Raw genomic sequence first — 17,054 nt, forward strand, 5'->3', positions numbered from 1 at the left:
GTGAACTTTTCGATGATCGGGCGACGAGACCGGGCCGGCAGCACGGTCCTTGCGTATGACAGTACGGGACCCGCCGGTACTACACAATAGACGTTAACGTACACTTTTCAGTCTTGGCCGGCCCGGCCGGATGCTGCCCGTGGGCGCTCGGAACGCGACGCGGGCGGCCTCGGTTGCGGACGAGCGGGCGCGCCCTGAGGCTGGAGCCTGAGGACACCCAGAGCGGCCCCGCAGACAAGGCCGCAGCAGCGAGAGCGGCGCCGCCGGTGCGGCTAGACGCGAGGCCGCGCGTGCGGTGCCACTACCGGATCGTCGTCCTCCCACAGCAGCAGCTGCCGAACCGCAGGGCGTGGTCCGTAGGGGCGCAGCATTGCGCTGGCCGGACGCGGGCGCACTCGCTGAGGCCACCAGAACCACCGCCCGAGCAGCGTCGCGATCGACGGCGTCATGAACGACCGCACGATCAGAGTGTCGAACAACAGGCCCAGGCCGATGGTGGTGCCGATCTGGCCGAGCACCTGGAAACCGCTGAAAACGAACGCGCACATGGTGACCGCAAAGACCAGGCCCGCGGAAGTGACCACAGATCCGGTGCCGGCCATGGCGCGAATGATGCCGGTCTTGAGCCCGGCGCCGATTTCCTCGCGGAACCGGGAGATCAGCAGCAGGTTGTAGTCCGAACCCACCGCCAACAGCAGTATTACGGCCAGTGCAAGCACCACCCAGTACAGCTGGATACCGAACAGGTATTGCCAGACCAGCACCGACAAGCCGAAGGAGGCACCCAACGAGATGGCAACCGTACCGACGATCACCAGCGCGGCAACCAGGCTTCGCGTCAAGAACATCATGATCAGCAGGATCAGACTCAGAGCGGCGACGGCGGCGATCATGAGGTCGTACTTGGCGCCGTCTCGAATGTCCTTGTAGGTGGCCGAGGTGCCGCCGAGATAAAACTTGGCGGCACTCAGCGGAGTGCCCTTGACGGCTTCCTGGGCGGCCTTCTTGATCGGGTCGATATGCGAGATGCCCTCGGGGGTGGCGGGATCGGTGTCGTGGGTGATGATCAGGCGAGCGGCGTGGCCATCCGGCGACATGAACTTCTTCATCCCGCGCTGGAAGTCGGCGCTGTCGAAGACCTCCGGAGGCAGGTAGAACGTGTCGTCATTCTTCGCGGCATCAAAGGCATGGCCCAGCGCCGTCGCGTTCGCGATAGCGGCCGCTGTCTGAGCGTAGATTCCGGACATGGTGGCGTAGTTGGCCATCACCAGATCGTGGTTCCTCTGCTGACTGGCGATTTGGTCCGGAATCAACTCGACCAGCTTCGGTTGCAGCGCATCCATTCTGTCTACGATCGCGGTGAGGTCGGCGAACGTCGATGCCAACTGATCGATGCTGTCCAGCGCGTCGAAGACGGATCTCAGCGCGTAGCAGGTAGGCATGTCCGCGCAGTGTTTTTCCCAGTAGAAGTAGCTGCGAAGCGGCCTGAAGTAGTCGTCGAAATTCGCGATCTTGTCGCGCAGGTTGTTGAGGGTGGCGACCGTGTTGTGAAAGGCCTCAGCCTCGCTGTGTGTGGTGGCGGCCAGCTCCTGCTGCAGGGCGTACTGCTGCTTCAGAATGTCGACCGATCTCGCCACCTCGCCGGCCTGTTTGAGTAGGTCATTCGCCCGGTCGCGCTGGTAGGGCAGGTTTTGGATCTGGTTGGCGCTTTGCGCACTGATCTGAAACGCGAGCGAACTGTGGTCGAGCGGCGCACCCAGCGGGCGGGTCACGGCCTGCACCTGGGCGATGCCGGGTACGTGAAACACCGCCTTGACCAGCCTGTCCAGCACGAGCATGTCGGCTGGGTTACGCAGGTCGTGGTCCGCCTCGATCATCAGCAGTTCGGGCTCCAACCGGGCGCGGGAAAAATGCCGGTCGGCAGCCGCATAGCCGACATTGGAGGCAACGGAGGCGGGCATGTAGGGGCTCGAGTCGTAGCTGGTCCGGTATCCGGGGAGGGCGAGTAGTCCGATCATCGCCACCGCACACGCCACCACCAGAACCGGACCCGGCCAGCGGACGATGCTCGTGCCGATCCGCCGCCATCCCCGCGCTCTCGAAACCCGCTTCGGTTCAAAGACTCCCACTCGTGCGCCCAGCGCCAGCACGGCGGGAGCCAAGGTCAGCGCCGCGGCCAGAGCAACCAGGACGCCTATCGCGGCGGGGATGCCCAGACTCTGAAAGTAGGGAAGGCGCGTGAAGATCAGGCAACATACCGCACCCGCGACGGTCAGGCCCGACCCCAGGACGATATGGGCGGTCCCGTGAAACATGGTGTAATAGGCCGCTTCTCGGTCCTCACCGGCAATGCGGGCCTCCTGATAACGGCCGACCACGAATATCGCGTAGTCGGTTCCGGCAGCGATCACCAGCAGGGTGAGCAGATTTGTCGCGTACGTCGACAACCCGAACATCCCGACGTTACCGAGGAAGGCGACGATTCCCCGGGCGGAGGCCATCTCGATGACGACGGTCAGGAGCATCGCGAACATCGTGGCGAACGAGCGGTAGACGACAAGCAGCATCAATGCGATGACCCCGATGGTCACCAGGGTGACCCGCACAGTTCCCTTGCTCCCCACCGCGAACTGATCCGCCATCAACGGCGCCGCGCCGGTGACGTAGGCCCTGACGCCATGGGGCGGTGGCGATTGCTCGACGATCTGGCGGACGGCCCGGACCGACTCGTTGGCCGACCCCGAACCCTGGTTGCCGGTCAGGTTCACCTGCACGTAGGCAGCTTTGCCGTCCGCGCTCTGCGCCCCCGCCGCGGTCAGGGTGTCGCCCCAGAAGTCCTGAACATGCTCGACGTGCCGCCGGTCCTGCTCGAGCTTGCGGACCAAAGCGTCGTAATACTGGTGAGCGTCCGCGCCCAGCGGGTCATCGCCCTCCAGGACCACCATCGCGGTGCTGTCGGTGTCGAATTCTTTGAACACCTGCCCGATGCGCTTGGTCGCCTGCAGCGCGGGCGCATCGGGTGAACTCAGCGCGACGTTGTAGCGTTCGGCGACCTTCTCCAGGCGTGGCACGGCGATGTTCGTGATGGCCGCCAACGCCACCCAGAACAACAGAATCGGCACCGAGAGTCGCCGGATAGCACGCGGTACCCGGGGTCGCGAGGATTCGGAATCGCTCATCCGGACTTCTCCAGGCAGTAGGTGTAAGCCTGCGAGGTGTTGACGGTGCGCTGGTCTTTGACTTCGCCGTTGACGGTGATGCGGCACCCGAGGGTGTCGCCATCACCCTGTGCCACCAGGCTGCCCAGCACCGCCGGTTCCGTCGTGGTGATGGTGAACGACCAAGGCAGGTGGGCACCGATCACCTGTTGTGGCTGAGCGTTGACATCCAGGTAATCGATGGTTGCCACGGCACCCGCGACACCGAAAACCTCGAGCACCACTTGCTTGGGGTTGAACGGGACGATCTCACCGGAGATTCCGTCGACGGAAGTGGCGCCACCGCGCGAGCCGAACAGTCCGTGCAGGCGGTAAATCGTTGACCCCGCGGCCGCGACAACGGCCGCCGCGACTAGCACCGTCCATCCCTTCTTCACAACGGACGAGAATGAAATCGCCTTCACCCATTGACCTTTCGATGCGCGGACGCTCTGGCGAACTTGCGCGTGACCGACGGTCGGGCCCGGCTCATCGCTCAGTACGGTACCGTACCGTACACCAAGATCGGACCTACGTACACCGTTGGAGAGAATTAGCGGGAATTGCGGCGGACGCTGCGACTAGCCGGAGAGCCGTTCCCCGGTCGACCGGGTAAGCCCCGGAAGGATGAAGTTGTCGACGAGGGCCTGCACCGTCTGAGAGGTGATCGGTCGGGCGGGGACGATCGACCGGAAGATGAGATACCCCGGCAACAGGTCCCACAGATCGTCGGTGACGGCGGCCTCGTCGACCTCGCCCCGGTCAATGGCCTGCCGAAGTATCTGCTGGATAACGGCTTTACGCTGCCCGATGAATTGATGTTGTATGGCGTCGCTGAGTGCGGCGTTGTGGGACGCCTCGGCGATCACGGCGCGCATGGCGCCCGCGTGCTGCTGCGTCTGGTGGCGGATGATCTCCCCGAGCCATAGCAGATCGCCCCGCAGTGTCCCGGTATTCGGCGCGACCGCCACTTGACGGACTCCCTCGATGAAGGCGGCGAGCACCAACTCGGCTTTGGAAGGCCAGCGCCGGTACACGGTGGCCTTGCTGGCGCGGGCGGTGGTGGCCACGGCGTCCACAGTCAACCGGTCGTAGCCGCACTCGTGAAGGAGGCCCAACGTCACCGCGAGCAACTCGGCCTCGCGGGGCGACCACGGTGATGCCGCCTCGTCCAACGGCGAAGGCTCGTCCATGACGTCCACGATAAGCGGCGCACCAGGTCCCTACGGATACGTGGAGTTGTTTCTCGACTTCACGGCCGGTCTTGGCAGAGCCGGCTGAATCCGTCCGTGTCGCTCCCGGTGACGCGTAGTCAGACGGTCGTCACTGCGGGAGGTCCTCGCTCGCCGGCGGCCCTTCGGCCAGCAGCTTGCGGAACCCATCCTCGTCGAGAATCGGGACGCCGAGTTCGACGGCCTTGTCGTATTTCGAGCCGGGTGCGTCCCCGACCACGACGAAGGATGTCTTCTTCGACACCGAAGCGGCCGCTTTGCCGCCACGGCTGACGATCGCCTCCTTGGCGTCGTCGCGGGAAAAGCCGGAAAGGGAGCCCGTCACCACGATGCTCAGCCCGGCCAGGGTGCGGGGCACGCTGTCATCGATCTCCTCGGCCATCCGGACACCGGCGGCGCGCCACTTCTCGACGATGTCGCGGTGCCAGTCGACGGTGAACCAGTCGGTGACTGCCGCCGCGATCGTCGTTCCCACCCCTTCGACTGCGGCCAGCTGTTCGGTGGTCGCCTCCGCGATCGCATCGAGGCTGCCGAAGGCAGCCGCCAGCGCACGCGCCGCCGTCGGGCCCACATGCCGGATCGACAACGCCACGAGCACCCGCCACAGTGGCGCGGCTTTGGCTTTGTCCAGATTGGCCAGCAACCGTCTGCCGTTGGCCGACAGGTCGCCCGCCTTGGTCCGGAACAGGTCCGTGCGCAGCAGTTCCTCGTCGGTGAGGCCGAACAGATCGCCCTCGTCGGCGATCGCGCCGGACTGCAACAGCGCGGCCCCGGCTTCGTAGCCGAGTACCTCGATGTCCAGGGCGTTTCGGCTGGCCACATGAAATACCCGTTCGCGCAACTGCGCCGGGCAGCCCCGCGAGTTGGGGCACCGGATGTCGGCGTCACCCTCCTTCTCCGGCGCGAGGGGGGTGCCGCACTCGGGACATGTTGTGGGCATGACGAATTCGCGTTCGGTGCCGTCCCGCAGATCGACCACCGGGCCCAGCACCTCGGGGATCACGTCGCCGGCCTTGCGGATCACCACGGTGTCGCCGATCAGCACGCCTTTGCGCTTGACCTCCGAGGCGTTGTGCAGCGTGGCCTGCCCCACCGTCGAGCCGGCCACCTTGACCGGCGTCATGAAGGCGAACGGAGTCACCCGCCCGGTGCGGCCGACGTTGACCCGGATGTCGAGTAGCTTCGTCTGGGCTTCTTCCGGCGGGTACTTGTAGGCGATCGCCCAGCGCGGGGCCCGCGAGGTGGAACCCAGCCGCCGCTGCAACGCCGTCTCGTCGACCTTGACGACCACGCCGTCGATCTCGTGGTCCACCTCGTGACGGTGCTCGCCCCAGTACTCGATGCGTTCCTGCACCGAAGACAGCCCCTGCACCAGGGTGGTGTGCCGGGAGACCGGCAGTCCCCACTCCTGCAGCGCCAGGTACGCCGCGTGCTGGCTGACCGGCCGGAAACCCTCGGTGTGCCCCAACCCGTGGCAGATCATCCGCAGCTTGCGCCGCGCGGTGACCGCCGGGTCCTTCTGCCGCAGCGAGCCGGCGGCACTGTTGCGCGGGTTGGCGAACGGCGCCTTGCCCTCCTCGACCAGACTCGCGTTGAGGGCCGCGAAATCATCGAGCCGGAAGAAGACCTCGCCGCGCACCTCGAGAACGTCGGGCACGGGATAGTCGTCACTGGCTGACAAGCGCAGCGGCACGTCGTCGATGGTGCGCGCGTTGAGCGTGACGTCCTCGCCGGTGCGGCCGTCTCCCCTGGTCGCCGCGCGCGCCAGCCGCCCGTCGCGGTACACCAGCGACAACGCGACACCGTCAATCTTGAGTTCGCACAGGTAATGCGCCTCATCGCCGACCTCCGCCGCTACCCGCGCAGCCCACGCGCCAAGTTCCTCGGCGCTGAACGCGTTGTCGAGGCTGAGCATCCGCTCGAGGTGCTCGGCCGCCTCGAACTCCGTCGCGAACCCGGCGCCGCCCACCAGCTGGGTCGGTGAGTCGGGGGTGCGCAGCTCGGGGTACTGCGCCTCTAGCGCCTCGAGCCTGCGCAGCAGCTGGTCGAATTCCGCATCGGTGATGATCGGCGCATCCCGCACGTAGTAGCGGAACTGGTGCTCGCGTACCTCCTCGGCCAGCTCTTGCCACTGGCGGAGCACCTCTGGAGACGTCACCTTGGCAGGCTATCGAAGGGCCACGACACGCCCTCGCCGAGATTGCCGCCATGGTCGCGCCCAGGGCGAAGTCGGCCCAAGACTCACTCCTCGACGAACGCGCGCAGCCGGTCCACCGCCGCGTCCCACCGCCGCGACAACTGGGCGAGGTAGTCGCTGGCCTGGGCCAGCGGCTCGGTCCGCACCGACCAGAGGCGTTCCCGGCCGTGCCGGCTGCTGCTCACCACACCCGCCGACTCCAGCAGCCGCAGATGCTTGCTGGCCGCCTGCCGCGTGACCGGAACGACTTGTGTCACTTGGGTTGTCGAGCTCGGCCCCACCTCGCACAGCCGCACCACGATGCGCAGGCGGTTGGCGTCGCCGAGGGCGTCGAAGAGTGGCGCGCCGACGGCAGTCACGCGAGTTCCAGGTAGCGGCGCACCAGGTCAGTCTGGATCGCCCAGCCCTCGGCATTGGCCTCGAACGAAGCGCGACGGCGCGCCTCCGGTATCGCGTCGAAGCCCGATTCGGTGATGGTGAGCAGTACCCCGTCGGAAACCTCGGCAAGGGTGAACTCCACCAGCGTGGTGGCGGCGTCATCGTCCGGGTCGATGGGCCAGCGGTAGGCGAAGCGGCGGGGTGGCTCCAGCGCGACGATCTGCCAGCGGCTCGTGACGCCGGCATGGGGCTCCTGGCGCCTGGCGACGTCGGCGTCGACCTCGGTGGGGGTGATCGTCGCGGTGACGGCCCGGCCGGCGACGAACGGCCCGTCGAAGCGGACGCCGAACCAGCCCCCGAACTGCTCGGCGTCGCTGATCGCCGCCCATACCCGCGGCAGCGAAGCCCGCAGCACCACCTGCTTCTCGATCCGATCGGTGTTCATGCGCAACCTCCTGGTTGCCCTTTAGCCCATCACGACCAGCGCCAAAATGCAACCAAAAGGTTGCGCATGCGTGCCTAGATCGCGTCGGGGTCTTGGGTGAAGGCCTCCGCAGCGTCGCGGGCGAGTCCCACCGCGATTCGTGCCCACTGCTCAGTCGCACCCGCCAACCCACATGCCGGGGTGACCCCGACCCGCCCCCGCAGTGGAGATCGCCCGAAACCCAGACGATCGGTTACCCCGACCACCCTGGCGGCCACCTCTTCGACCGACGGCCGGCGCTCGGGAGCACTGCTGTCGACCACACCCAGCACCACCGTGCGCCCGGACTCCACGAAAGCTGCGACACCGTCGAGCTCCGCGGCCCGCAACCTGCTGACGTCGATCGAGACGGCGTCAATGTCGGTGCGCCCCAACATTTCCCACGGGACATCCGGAGCGCAGCTGTGCAGGGCGACGTCCCCGCCCACCACCTCGACGCAGGTCTTGAGCAACGCCTCGGCGACCGCCTCGTCCAGCGAGGGCACCGGGTTCATGGCGGTGACACCGGTGAGTCGCCCGCCCAGCGCGGCCGCCAGCGTCGGTTCGTCGAACTGCACCACCACCGGTGTGTCGAGCCGTCGCGACAGGGCGGCGCGGTGGGCGGCGACCCCTTCGGCCAGCGAAGCGGCCAGGTCACGCACCGCGCCCGGGTCGGTGATCGCGCGGTGCCCGTTGCCCAGCTCCACCCCCGCCGCCAGGGTCACCGGTCCCGGTGCCTGCACCTTGACCACCCGGTCGCCGCCCCGCAGGCCAGCGGTCTCCCACGCCTCCTCCAGCGCGTCCATGTCCTCGTCGAGCATGCTGAGCGCCCGTCGCGTCACCGCGCCCGGGCGCGAGACGATCCGGTAACCGCGCGGCACCGTGTCCAGCGCTACGTCGATCAGCAGCGCGGCGGCGCGCCCGAGCATGTCGGCGCCCACTCCCCTGGCCGGCAGCTCGACCAGATGAGCCAGCGCACCGGCCAGTTCACCGACGACGACTTCGGCGGCCCGGCGCGACGAGGTGCCGGGCCAGGACCCGATACCGCTGCCCTGTGCGAAGACACTCACCGGCCAACCGTATTCGACGTCACAAAATGCCTGCCCGACCAGGGGTGTTTAGCGCTGTTGGACGCGGGTAGATTCCGACCCGGAAGGGCGGCCCATGGCGAGAATGACACGGTTGCTCCTGTCGTGTTGCGCGTTGTTGCTGGCGACGTCGTGCACTCGCGTGGTGAGCGGGGAGGCGTTGCCGGCCTTCGGCGCCGTTCCACTGGACGTGCTCGACGCGGGCACCGTGCTCTTGGATCAGTCGCGCATGCGGTCGATCACCGGAGCGGGCGAACATCTGACGATCATCCCGTCGATGGACGGCAGATACCCGGTCGACATCGAAGACCTCGCCGCCACCGCTCCGGTGGAATGCCGGTTCGTGTTCGCCGAGACGGCGACTTTCGGCCCCGACATCAAGGCATTCCACAAGACGACCTTCCAAGACCCGCCCGGCGGCCGGCTGATCTCCGAAGGCGCCGCCAGCTACCACGATGCCGCCACCGCCCGCCGAGCTTTCGACGGGCTGGTGTCGACGGTCAGAGGCTGCGCGGACAGTTCGATGGGCTGGTTGTTCGTCAACTCATGGGACGCCGGCACCGACTCGCTACGGATGCGGCCGGGTTCGTGCGGTCGCGATTACCGGGTGCTCTCGGTGGCCCTGTTGGAAGTCACCTTCTGCGGATTCCCGGAATCGGTTTCGGACATCGTCATGACGAATATGGCGGCCAACGTGCCGGGAAGTTAGCCCCCGGTCCGCACCCACTTACTGGTACCGCCCAAACGGAGTGCCCTCCGTCGAGCCCTCCCTCGTCCCGCAGGTGGTGGCCAACTCATATCGAGGGGGCAGCCGGGTGACACTGCCGAAGAATTTAACGAGTGCGCAAATCCAGGCAGTGCATCAATTACACGGAGCCAGCGGCCCGCGGCGACGTCCCGGCGATGGTGGCGCTGGCGATCACCTCGTCGCCCTCGGAGTCGGGCCGGTACAACACCAGCGTCTGACCGCGCGCCACCCCGCGCAGCGGCGCCCGCAACTGCACGACAAGCTCGCCGTCAGCCAATTCGGCTACGGCATCGGCGATTTCGCCGTGTGCACGCACCTGCACCACGCATTCGATCGGACCCGTCGGCGCCGCTCCGGCGGTGAACACCGGGTGACGGCCGATCAGCGCGTGCACATCGAGGTCGGTCGCGCTGCCGACATGCACGGTGGCAGTGTCGGCATCGATCGCCGTCACGTACCGTGGCCGGCCGTCCGGACCCGGCCCCGCGATGCCCAGGCCCTTGCGCTGGCCGATCGTGAAGCCGTGCACGCCGTCATGTTCGGCCAGCACCGCCCCGTCCTTGTCGACCACTGCCCCGCGGCGGACGCCGATGCGCGCACCAAGGAAGGCCTGGGTGTTGCCCGACGGGATGAAGCAGATGTCGTGACTGTCCGGCTTTTCCGCGACCGCCAGACCCCGCCGGGCCGCCTCGGCGCGGATCTGTGGCTTGGGGGTGTCACCGATCGGGAAAGCCGCGTGCTGCAACTGCTCGGCGGTCAGCACGGCCAGCACGTAGGACTGATCCTTGTCCCGGTCGACGGCGCGGCGCAGTCGCCCGCCGGACAGCCGCGCATAATGGCCGGTGACCACCTGGTCGAACCCCAGCGCCAGCGCGCGCGCCGACAGCGCCGAGAACTTGATCTGCTGATTGCACCGAACGCAGGGGTTCGGCGTCTCGCCGCGCGCATAGGACGACACGAAATCGTCGATCACGTCCGCCTGGAATTTCTCCGCGAAATCCCATACGTAGAAAGGGATTCCGAGGACGTCGGCAACACGCCGGGCATCGGCGGCGTCTTCCTTGGAGCAGCAGCCGCGCGACCCGCTGCGCAGAGTGCCCGGCGCTCTGGACAGCGCCAGGTGCACGCCCACCACGTCGTGCCCGGCGTCCACCATGCGCGCGGCGGCCACCGACGAGTCCACACCGCCGCTCATCGCGGCGAGAACTCTCACTGGGCCGAACCCGCGGCCGCCAGGGCCGCCCGTCGCGCGCGCGCCACGGCACCGGGAAGCACCTCCAGCGCCGCATCGACATCGGAGTCAACGCTGTTGTGGCCGAACGAAAGTCGTAGCGATCCGCGGGCGCTGGCCGGGTCGGCGCCCATCGCGATCAACACATGCGACGGCTGCGCCACGCCGGCGGTACAGGCCGATCCGGTGGAACACTCGATTCCGTTGGCGTCCAACAGCATCAGCAGCGCGTCGCCTTCGCAGCCGCGAAAGGTGAAGTGCGCGTTGCCGGGAAGCCGCAGCGGATCGCGGGCGCCGTTGACGCGGACGTCGTCGATCCGCGCCAGCACCCCCTGCACCAGGCGGTCCCGTAGTTCCCGCAGCCGTGCGCTGTTGGCCTCCAAGCCGTCCACCGCGATCCGGGCCGCCGCGGCCATGCCCACCGCGCTGGCGACGTCCGGAGTGCCCGAACGGATGTCGCGCTCCTGTCCGCCACCGTGCAGCAGCGGCACGCATGCGACTGTGCGGCGCAACAACAACGCACCCACCCCGGGCGGACCACCGAACTTGTGTCCCGCCACGCTCATCGCCGAAAGCCCGCTGGCCCCGAAGTCGACCGGCAGCTGCCCGACCGCCTGGACGGCGTCGCTGTGCATCGGGACGCCGAACTCGGCCGCGGTGGCCGCCAACTCGGCGGTCGGCATGATGGTGCCGACCTCGTTGTTGGCCCACATCACCGACACCAGCGCCACGTCGTCACCGCCGGCGAGCGCCTCGCGCAGGGCAGCAGCTGACACCGAGCCGTCGGACTCGGTGGGCAGCCAGGTGACCTCGGCGCCTTCATGCTCGACGAGCCAGTTGACGCTGTCCAGCACCGCGTGATGCTCCACTTCGCTGGTGACGATGCGCCGGCGGTTGGGATTCTCGTCTCGGCGTGCCCAGTACAGGCCCTTGACGGCCAGATTGTCACTCTCGGTCCCGCCCGCGGTAAAGATCACCTCGGAGGGACGCGCGCCGAGCTTGTCGGCGATCAGCTCTCGGGATTCCTCGATCCGACGGCGCGCCGCGCGACCGGTGGTGTGCAGCGACGACGCGTTGCCCACGGTGCCGAGCACACCGGTCATCGCCTCGATGGCGGCGGGGTGCATCGGGGTGGTGGCGGCGTGATCGAGGTAGGCCATGACCCGCCCCACGATACCGGCCCCTCCTGCGACGATTCCGGCCGGAACGGCGGCCGGACCGGCAGCTGGTAACGTAGTGAACAAAGTGTTCAGTACTGCCACCGGGGGACAGTTGACCGTGCTGCCGACCAGGTCCGAGCCGGCATGAGCGCCGACGTCCGGCGGTGGTGCTTCGCCGACCAACTCGGGACCCACTTCCTGGACGACCCGGCCCAACCGGTGTTGCTGATTGAGTCGCAAGCCGTGTTCGCTCGGAGGCGGTTTCACCGCCGCAAGGCTCATCTAGTGCTGTCGGCGTTGCGCCACCGGGCGGCCGAACTCGGCGAGCAGGCCGTGTTTCTGCGGGCGCGCACCTATCGGGAGGCACTCGATCAGCTCGGCGAACCGGTCAGCGTGTGCCAGCCCACCTCGTGGTCGGCCGACCGTTTCGTGCGGTCCCTGCCATCGGTCGATGTCCTGCCGGCTCGGGGATTCTGCACGAGCCGTGAGGATTTCGAGCAGTGGGCGGATTCACAGCGAACCCTGCGGCTGGAGAACTTCTACCGTACCGCCCGCCGCCGATTTGACCTGTTGATGGACGGTGATCAGCCGGCGCAGGGCCGGTGGAACTTCGACGCCGACAATCGGGAACCGGCCCCGAAAGACACCGCTACCCTGGGCGTTCCGCGGCCGTGGCAGCCCTCCGAAGACGAGATCGACGAGCAGGTCCGCGCGGATCTGGACCGCTGGGAGCGTGACGGCGAAGTGTCATTCGTCGGACGCGACGGGCCGCGCGAGTTCGCCGTCACCGCGATCGAAGCCCAGCAGGCCCTGGCCGTGTTCATCCGAGATCGCCTGCCGCACTTCGGTCCTCACGAAGACGCCATGCTCACCGGGGACCGGTTCATGGCACACAGCCTGTTGTCGGCGCCGATGAACCTGGGCCTGCTGGATCCGCTGGATTGCGCCTACGCCGCCGAAGACGCCTATCGCGCCGGCAAAGCGCCGATCGGCAGCGTCGAAGGATATATCCGTCAGCTGATCGGCTGGCGAGACTACATCTGGCACGTCTACTGGCACTTCGGCTGGGAATATCGGCACCGCAACGCATTACACGCCAAAGCCGCACTGCCGGACTGGTTCACCGAGCTGGACGCCGATGCGGTCGAGGCGAACTGCCTCTCCGATGTGCTGGCGCAGGTGCGCGATCACGGCTGGGTTCATCACATCCCGCGCCTGATGGTGCTGTCCAACTTTGCGCTGCAACGGGGTTGGGATCCGGCCGCCGTCACCGACTGGTTCCACCGCTCGTTCGTCGACGGATACGACTGGGTGATGGTCGCCAACGTGGTCGGCATGTCGTTGCACGCCGACGGCGGGCTGATGGCGACCAAGCCGTATGCGTCGGGCGGCGCCTACATCAACCGGATGAGCGACTACTGCGGGGGATGCCGGTACCAGCCCAACCGACGGGTCGGCGAGCAGGCCTGCCCGTTCACCGGCGGCTACTGGTGGTTCCTGGCGCGCAACGCCGAGCAGCTGAGGCGCAACCGCCGCATGGCGCAGCCGATGGCCGGACTCGGCAGGCTCAAGGACCTCGACGAGGTGGTGGCTCAGCAGCGCCGCCGCGCCGACAGCCCACCCTAGAACTAGCCTTTGACCAGCATCTTCTCTATCCTGCGCAGCGCGATATCGCAGACGGCCAGGTAGGCCGGAGCCCACCACGGCACGCCGAAGGTGACCCGCGAGCCTTCGCCGTCCGCATCCACCCGGTGCCAGGTGGCGGGAATGCCGGCGACCTTCCAGGCCCAGCATCTGCCGGGGTCGAATTCGGTGACGACGAACGGCACCCGCACCAGCAACGCCGTCCGAACCGTGCCGGTGGCGCCGGCGGTCAGTCGCCTTCCCGGCTGGTGGAGTTCGGCGCCGTTGATCGAAGGGCCCCAGTCCGGCCAGGCGTCGAGGTCGATCAGGACGTCCCACGCTGCCTGTGGCGGCGCGGCGATCACCCGGTGCACGCTGAAACTCATCCCCTCAGGGTTCCCCATCGCGGGCTACCAACCCATCGATCCCGGAATCCCCTTGAACGGGCCGACGATCCAGCTGGTGATCCACCCCCCGTAGAAGCCGCCGGGCTGCGCAACCACCTCTTCCCCGTTGACGGTGCACCGGTCGACTTCGGCGGCCATCACCGCAATCGCGTTCGCGATCGGTTCGAACCCGGCGGTGGGCCGCTGGTAGGTCCACGCCGCGCGCGGAGCCACCCGCGCGGGCGTCACCAGGTCAAAGTAGCTGGCCTGGCCTTTCCACTCGCACCACGACGACCCGGCCGCCGGCCGCAGCACACCCGCGGCGAAGGCGTCTCGGGGCAGGTAGTACGTCGGCGGGTGACTGGTCTCCAGCACCCGCCAGGCGCGCCGCGTCGACGCGATCTGCTGACCGCCCAGCTCGATGGTGATCGCACCGGCGAACTCTTCCAGCCGTGGTGGCCGCGGGTAGTCCCAGACTGATTCCTGTCCCGGACCCGCAATATCAGGCTTCGGCCAACGACCCATAGGTACCTCCGCGCTCGGCTGACGTCCGACGAACTGCATTGTCCACCGAGGCGCGGACGAGCATTCACGCCACCAGCGCGTGATCCAGGCTCACCGGTGCGCCCGATCGCACCGCGGACTGGCACCGACGGGCCAGGGCGCGCCGGTCGGCGCCCGGCAGCTGCAGCGACTCGACGCGGAGCCGGGCCACGGTGCGGCGCGCACAGACCACTCGGTAGACCGAGTGCACCAGGGTGTCCCGGCCGACGTATGCCGGCGCGGTCGACATCCTCCCGTCCGTGTGGTGGTAGCTCAGGCGCAGCGGCTGCACCGGACGTCCCGCGTCGATCGCGGCCTGGAACATGGCCGGATAGAAGCTGCCGAACGCCACACCGCACCAGGTGGTGCCCTCCGGGAAGGCCACCACCGTCTGCCCGGCGCGCAGCCGGCGTGCCACCGCGGCCACCACGGCCGGCAATCGCCGCAGACTGCTCCGCTCGATGGGGATGATCTTCAGGATCCGCGCCACGATCCCACTCGCGGGACCGGTGAACATGTCGGCCCGCGCGACGAACGACCCCGGCAACACCGCGCCGATCGCGAAGACATCCAGCCACGACACGTGACTGCTGACCACCAGCACGCCACGCAGATTGCGAATCGGGTTGCCCGACACCGATATTCGCACTCCTAGACAGCACAGCATCAACCGGCAGTAGGCGCGTTGGATGTGCGTGCGACCCGGCAGGGGTATGCCGAGCACCGGCAAGCCCGGCGCCAGCAGCAGGACGAGCGTGATGCGCAGCGCGGCCCGCATCCTGACCAGCAGCCGATCCGCCTCCACCACGGCGTCGAGGCAACCGACGTCACATGATGCGCGGGGCAGCCACGAGTGCCCGGGCGTGTTCACCGCGCCGCGCCGCCCATTGCCGCGCCGCCCATTCCAGAGGCGGCCGACACCGACCTCAGCCGCTTGAGATAGCGGGTGTCGGCGTCGCTCTTGCTCAGCAGCACGCAGAAGTCGCCGACGCCGAAGTCCGGGTCGTGGGCCGGCTCGCCGCAGGCCCGGGCACCCAGCCGCAGGTAACCCCGCATCAATGCCGGGATCGCCGGCCTGGCGGGCGGCGCGATGTCATCCAGCGGCGTGCCGTCGATGCGCACCGGCCGATACGGTCGCACCCGATAGCGCGCCAGGTGGCGGTTGAGCACGTAGTCGCGCACCCCCCGGATCTGGCTGCCGGGCGCCTCGCCCTCCGTCTCGACCGGCACCGAGACGCAGCCGGTCACATAGTCGTAGTCGCAGCGGTCCAGGTAGGCCAGAATGCCCGCCCACATCAGCAGCACCACGCCGCCGTTGCGATGGCCGTCGCGCACCACGGCGCGGCCCATCTCCACCAGCGAGGGCCGCAGCGCGTCGAAGGCGCGGACGTCGAATTCCGTTGCGGTATAAAGACCTCCCGCTGCAATGGCACCCGAAGGCGGCAGCATGCGGTAGCAGCCGACCAATTCGCCGCTGTCATCGTCGCGGACCAGCAGGTGGTCGCAGTACTCATCGAACTCGTCGATATCCAGACCGGGACGCCCGCTGGTGGGCAGGGTGAAGCCGGGGGTGCTGCTGAACACGTCGTAGCGCAGGCGCTGTGCCGCTTCGACGAGGCTCGGATCGGTGGACAGCAACAGGGAATAGTGCGGTCCTGACGACGACGGTGTCGCCGGGCCACGTGGCTTGTCGCTGGGTATGAGAACGGATGCGATGCTCATGGCACCAACGTTGCGCAGGCGTTCAGCTAACCGGCATCGGCCCGCTGACATGTCGATGCACGCCAGATGAAGCGTTCGGCAACGCAAAAGCCCCCGCACCCGGCGGGGGCTTTCACGTGTGCCGGCCGATCAGCCCTTGCGGGCTCTGACGCCCTCGGTCACCTGCGGGGTGACCTTGAACAGGTCACCGACCACGCCGTAGTCGGCGATCTCGAAGATCGGCGCCTCTTCGTCCTTGTTGACCGCGACGATGGTCTTCGAGGTCTGCATGCCGGCCCGGTGCTGGATAGCCCCGGAAATGCCCAGCGCGATGTACAGCTGCGGCGACACGGTCTTGCCGGTCTGCCCCACCTGGAACTGCCCCGGGTAGTAGCCCGAGTCCACCGCGGCCCGCGAGGCGCCGACCGCGGCACCCAGCGAGTCGGCCAGCTCCTCGACCACGCTGAAGTTCTCGGCGCTGCCCACGCCACGGCCACCGGAGACCACGACGCTGGCTTCGGTGAGCTCGGGACGGTCACCGGCCACGGCCGGTTCGCGGGAGGTGATCTTGGTCGCGTTCTCGGCGGGGGCCGGAACCTCGACGTTCACCTGCTCACCGGCGCCGGCCTTGGGCTCGGCGTCGATGGCGCCGCCGCGCACCGTGATCACTGGCGTGTCGCCGTTGACCTGGGACTCGACGGTGTACGCGCCACCGAAGATCGAGTGCAGGGCCTTGTTGCCCTCCCGCACCTCGACGACGTCGACCAGCAGACCCGATCCGATGCGCGCGGCCAGCCGCCCCGCGATCTCCTTGCCGTCGGCGTTGGCGGCCAACAGCACCGCCGCCGGCGCGTTGGACTCGGCCAGCGATGCCAGCACGTCGACGTAAGGCGTGATCAGGTAGTTCTCCGCCACGTCGGACTCGGCGACGTAAATCTTCTCGGCGCCGGCCTCTTTGAGGCCGTCCACCAGCGGTGCGGCGGTGCCGGGCGCACCGACGACGACGGCGGCGGGCTCGCCAAGGGCGCGGGCCGCGGTGATCAATTCGGAAGTGACCTTCTTCAGGGCCCCTTCGGCGTGCTCGACGAGCACCAGAACTTCAGCCAT

The 17,054-nt window shown here is 67.9% G+C and carries 16 protein-coding genes; 2 read left to right on the forward strand and 14 right to left on the reverse strand.

The window, feature by feature from the left end; genetic code table 11:
• Nucleotides 1–272: 272 nt before the first annotated feature.
• From AWC08_RS06340 to AWC08_RS06370, 7 genes are all read right to left on the reverse strand, one after another.
• Nucleotides 273–3,179: an MMPL/RND family transporter gene (locus AWC08_RS06340; protein WP_069432624.1), complete on the reverse strand. Its 2,907-nt coding sequence runs from the start codon at nt 3,177–3,179 to the stop codon at nt 273–275.
• Complete coding sequence (locus AWC08_RS06345) at nt 3,176–3,622, reverse strand: MmpS family transport accessory protein (RefSeq protein ID WP_065134436.1); 447 nt, start codon at nt 3,620–3,622, stop codon at nt 3,176–3,178. Before AWC08_RS06345 ends, AWC08_RS06340 begins: the two co-directional genes overlap by 4 nt.
• A gap of 156 nt (nt 3,623–3,778) precedes the next feature.
• Nucleotides 3,779–4,390, reverse strand: a complete 612-nt coding sequence (locus tag AWC08_RS06350; RefSeq protein WP_069432625.1) for a TetR/AcrR family transcriptional regulator — start codon at nt 4,388–4,390, stop codon at nt 3,779–3,781.
• 130 nt (nt 4,391–4,520) lie between these two features.
• Complete coding sequence (gene ligA / locus AWC08_RS06355; protein ID WP_065134434.1) at nt 4,521–6,587, reverse strand: NAD-dependent DNA ligase LigA; 2,067 nt, start codon at nt 6,585–6,587, stop codon at nt 4,521–4,523.
• An 83-nt stretch (nt 6,588–6,670) separates the two neighbouring features.
• Nucleotides 6,671–6,985, reverse strand: coding sequence for an ArsR/SmtB family transcription factor (locus tag AWC08_RS06360; RefSeq protein WP_065134433.1), 315 nt, complete (start codon nt 6,983–6,985; stop codon nt 6,671–6,673).
• On the reverse strand, nt 6,982–7,449 hold the full coding sequence (locus AWC08_RS06365; RefSeq protein WP_069432626.1) for an SRPBCC family protein: 468 nt from the start codon (nt 7,447–7,449) through the stop codon (nt 6,982–6,984). The genes AWC08_RS06360 and AWC08_RS06365 overlap by 4 nt, the downstream gene beginning before the upstream one ends.
• A 74-nt stretch (nt 7,450–7,523) precedes the next feature.
• Complete coding sequence (locus tag AWC08_RS06370; protein WP_069432627.1) at nt 7,524–8,537, reverse strand: uroporphyrinogen decarboxylase/cobalamine-independent methonine synthase family protein; 1,014 nt, start codon at nt 8,535–8,537, stop codon at nt 7,524–7,526.
• Between the two features lie 94 nt (nt 8,538–8,631).
• Here AWC08_RS06370 and AWC08_RS06375 point away from each other — a divergent pair, with 94 nt between their 5' ends.
• Nucleotides 8,632–9,264 carry a sensor domain-containing protein gene (locus AWC08_RS06375; protein ID WP_065134430.1) on the forward strand — a complete coding sequence of 211 codons (633 nt, stop codon included), beginning with the start codon at nt 8,632–8,634 and terminating at the stop codon, nt 9,262–9,264.
• 157 nt (nt 9,265–9,421) lie between these two features.
• Here the strand turns inward: AWC08_RS06375 and mnmA are convergent, their stop codons facing one another.
• Together mnmA and AWC08_RS06385 are read right to left on the reverse strand one after the other, a co-directional pair.
• The gene (mnmA, locus tag AWC08_RS06380) at nt 9,422–10,516 is read right to left on the reverse strand and encodes a tRNA 2-thiouridine(34) synthase MnmA (protein ID WP_069432628.1); all 1,095 of its coding nucleotides are present in this window, start codon (nt 10,514–10,516) and stop codon (nt 9,422–9,424) included.
• On the reverse strand, nt 10,513–11,694 hold the full coding sequence (locus AWC08_RS06385; protein WP_069432708.1) for a cysteine desulfurase family protein: 1,182 nt from the start codon (nt 11,692–11,694) through the stop codon (nt 10,513–10,515). The genes mnmA and AWC08_RS06385 overlap by 4 nt, the downstream gene beginning before the upstream one ends.
• A 144-nt stretch (nt 11,695–11,838) precedes the next feature.
• Between AWC08_RS06385 and AWC08_RS06390 the strand changes: the two genes are divergently transcribed.
• Nucleotides 11,839–13,320 carry a cryptochrome/photolyase family protein gene (locus AWC08_RS06390; RefSeq protein WP_069432629.1) on the forward strand — a complete coding sequence of 494 codons (1,482 nt, stop codon included), beginning with the start codon at nt 11,839–11,841 and terminating at the stop codon, nt 13,318–13,320.
• A 2-nt stretch (nt 13,321–13,322) separates the two neighbouring features.
• Here the strand turns inward: AWC08_RS06390 and AWC08_RS06395 are convergent, their stop codons facing one another.
• From AWC08_RS06395 to AWC08_RS06415, 5 genes are all read right to left on the reverse strand, one after another.
• Nucleotides 13,323–13,703, reverse strand: a complete 381-nt coding sequence (locus AWC08_RS06395) for an SRPBCC family protein (RefSeq protein WP_142283436.1) — start codon at nt 13,701–13,703, stop codon at nt 13,323–13,325.
• Between the two features lie 24 nt (nt 13,704–13,727).
• Complete coding sequence (locus AWC08_RS06400; protein WP_069432631.1) at nt 13,728–14,228, reverse strand: DUF427 domain-containing protein; 501 nt, start codon at nt 14,226–14,228, stop codon at nt 13,728–13,730.
• 64 nt (nt 14,229–14,292) lie between these two features.
• On the reverse strand, nt 14,293–15,117 hold the full coding sequence (locus AWC08_RS06405) for a lysophospholipid acyltransferase family protein (protein WP_069432632.1): 825 nt from the start codon (nt 15,115–15,117) through the stop codon (nt 14,293–14,295).
• Nucleotides 15,114–15,968 carry a GNAT family N-acetyltransferase gene (locus AWC08_RS06410; RefSeq protein ID WP_069432633.1) on the reverse strand — a complete coding sequence of 285 codons (855 nt, stop codon included), beginning with the start codon at nt 15,966–15,968 and terminating at the stop codon, nt 15,114–15,116. Before AWC08_RS06410 ends, AWC08_RS06405 begins: the two co-directional genes overlap by 4 nt.
• Before the next feature lie 129 nt (nt 15,969–16,097).
• Nucleotides 16,098–17,054 (reverse strand): electron transfer flavoprotein subunit alpha/FixB family protein, encoded by a 957-nt coding sequence (locus tag AWC08_RS06415; RefSeq protein WP_069432634.1) that lies wholly within the window; start codon nt 17,052–17,054, stop codon nt 16,098–16,100.

The sequence above is a fragment of the Mycobacterium gordonae genome, from assembly GCF_002101675.1.
In the GTDB taxonomy this organism is placed as follows: Bacteria; Actinomycetota; Actinomycetes; order Mycobacteriales; family Mycobacteriaceae; genus Mycobacterium; species Mycobacterium gordonae.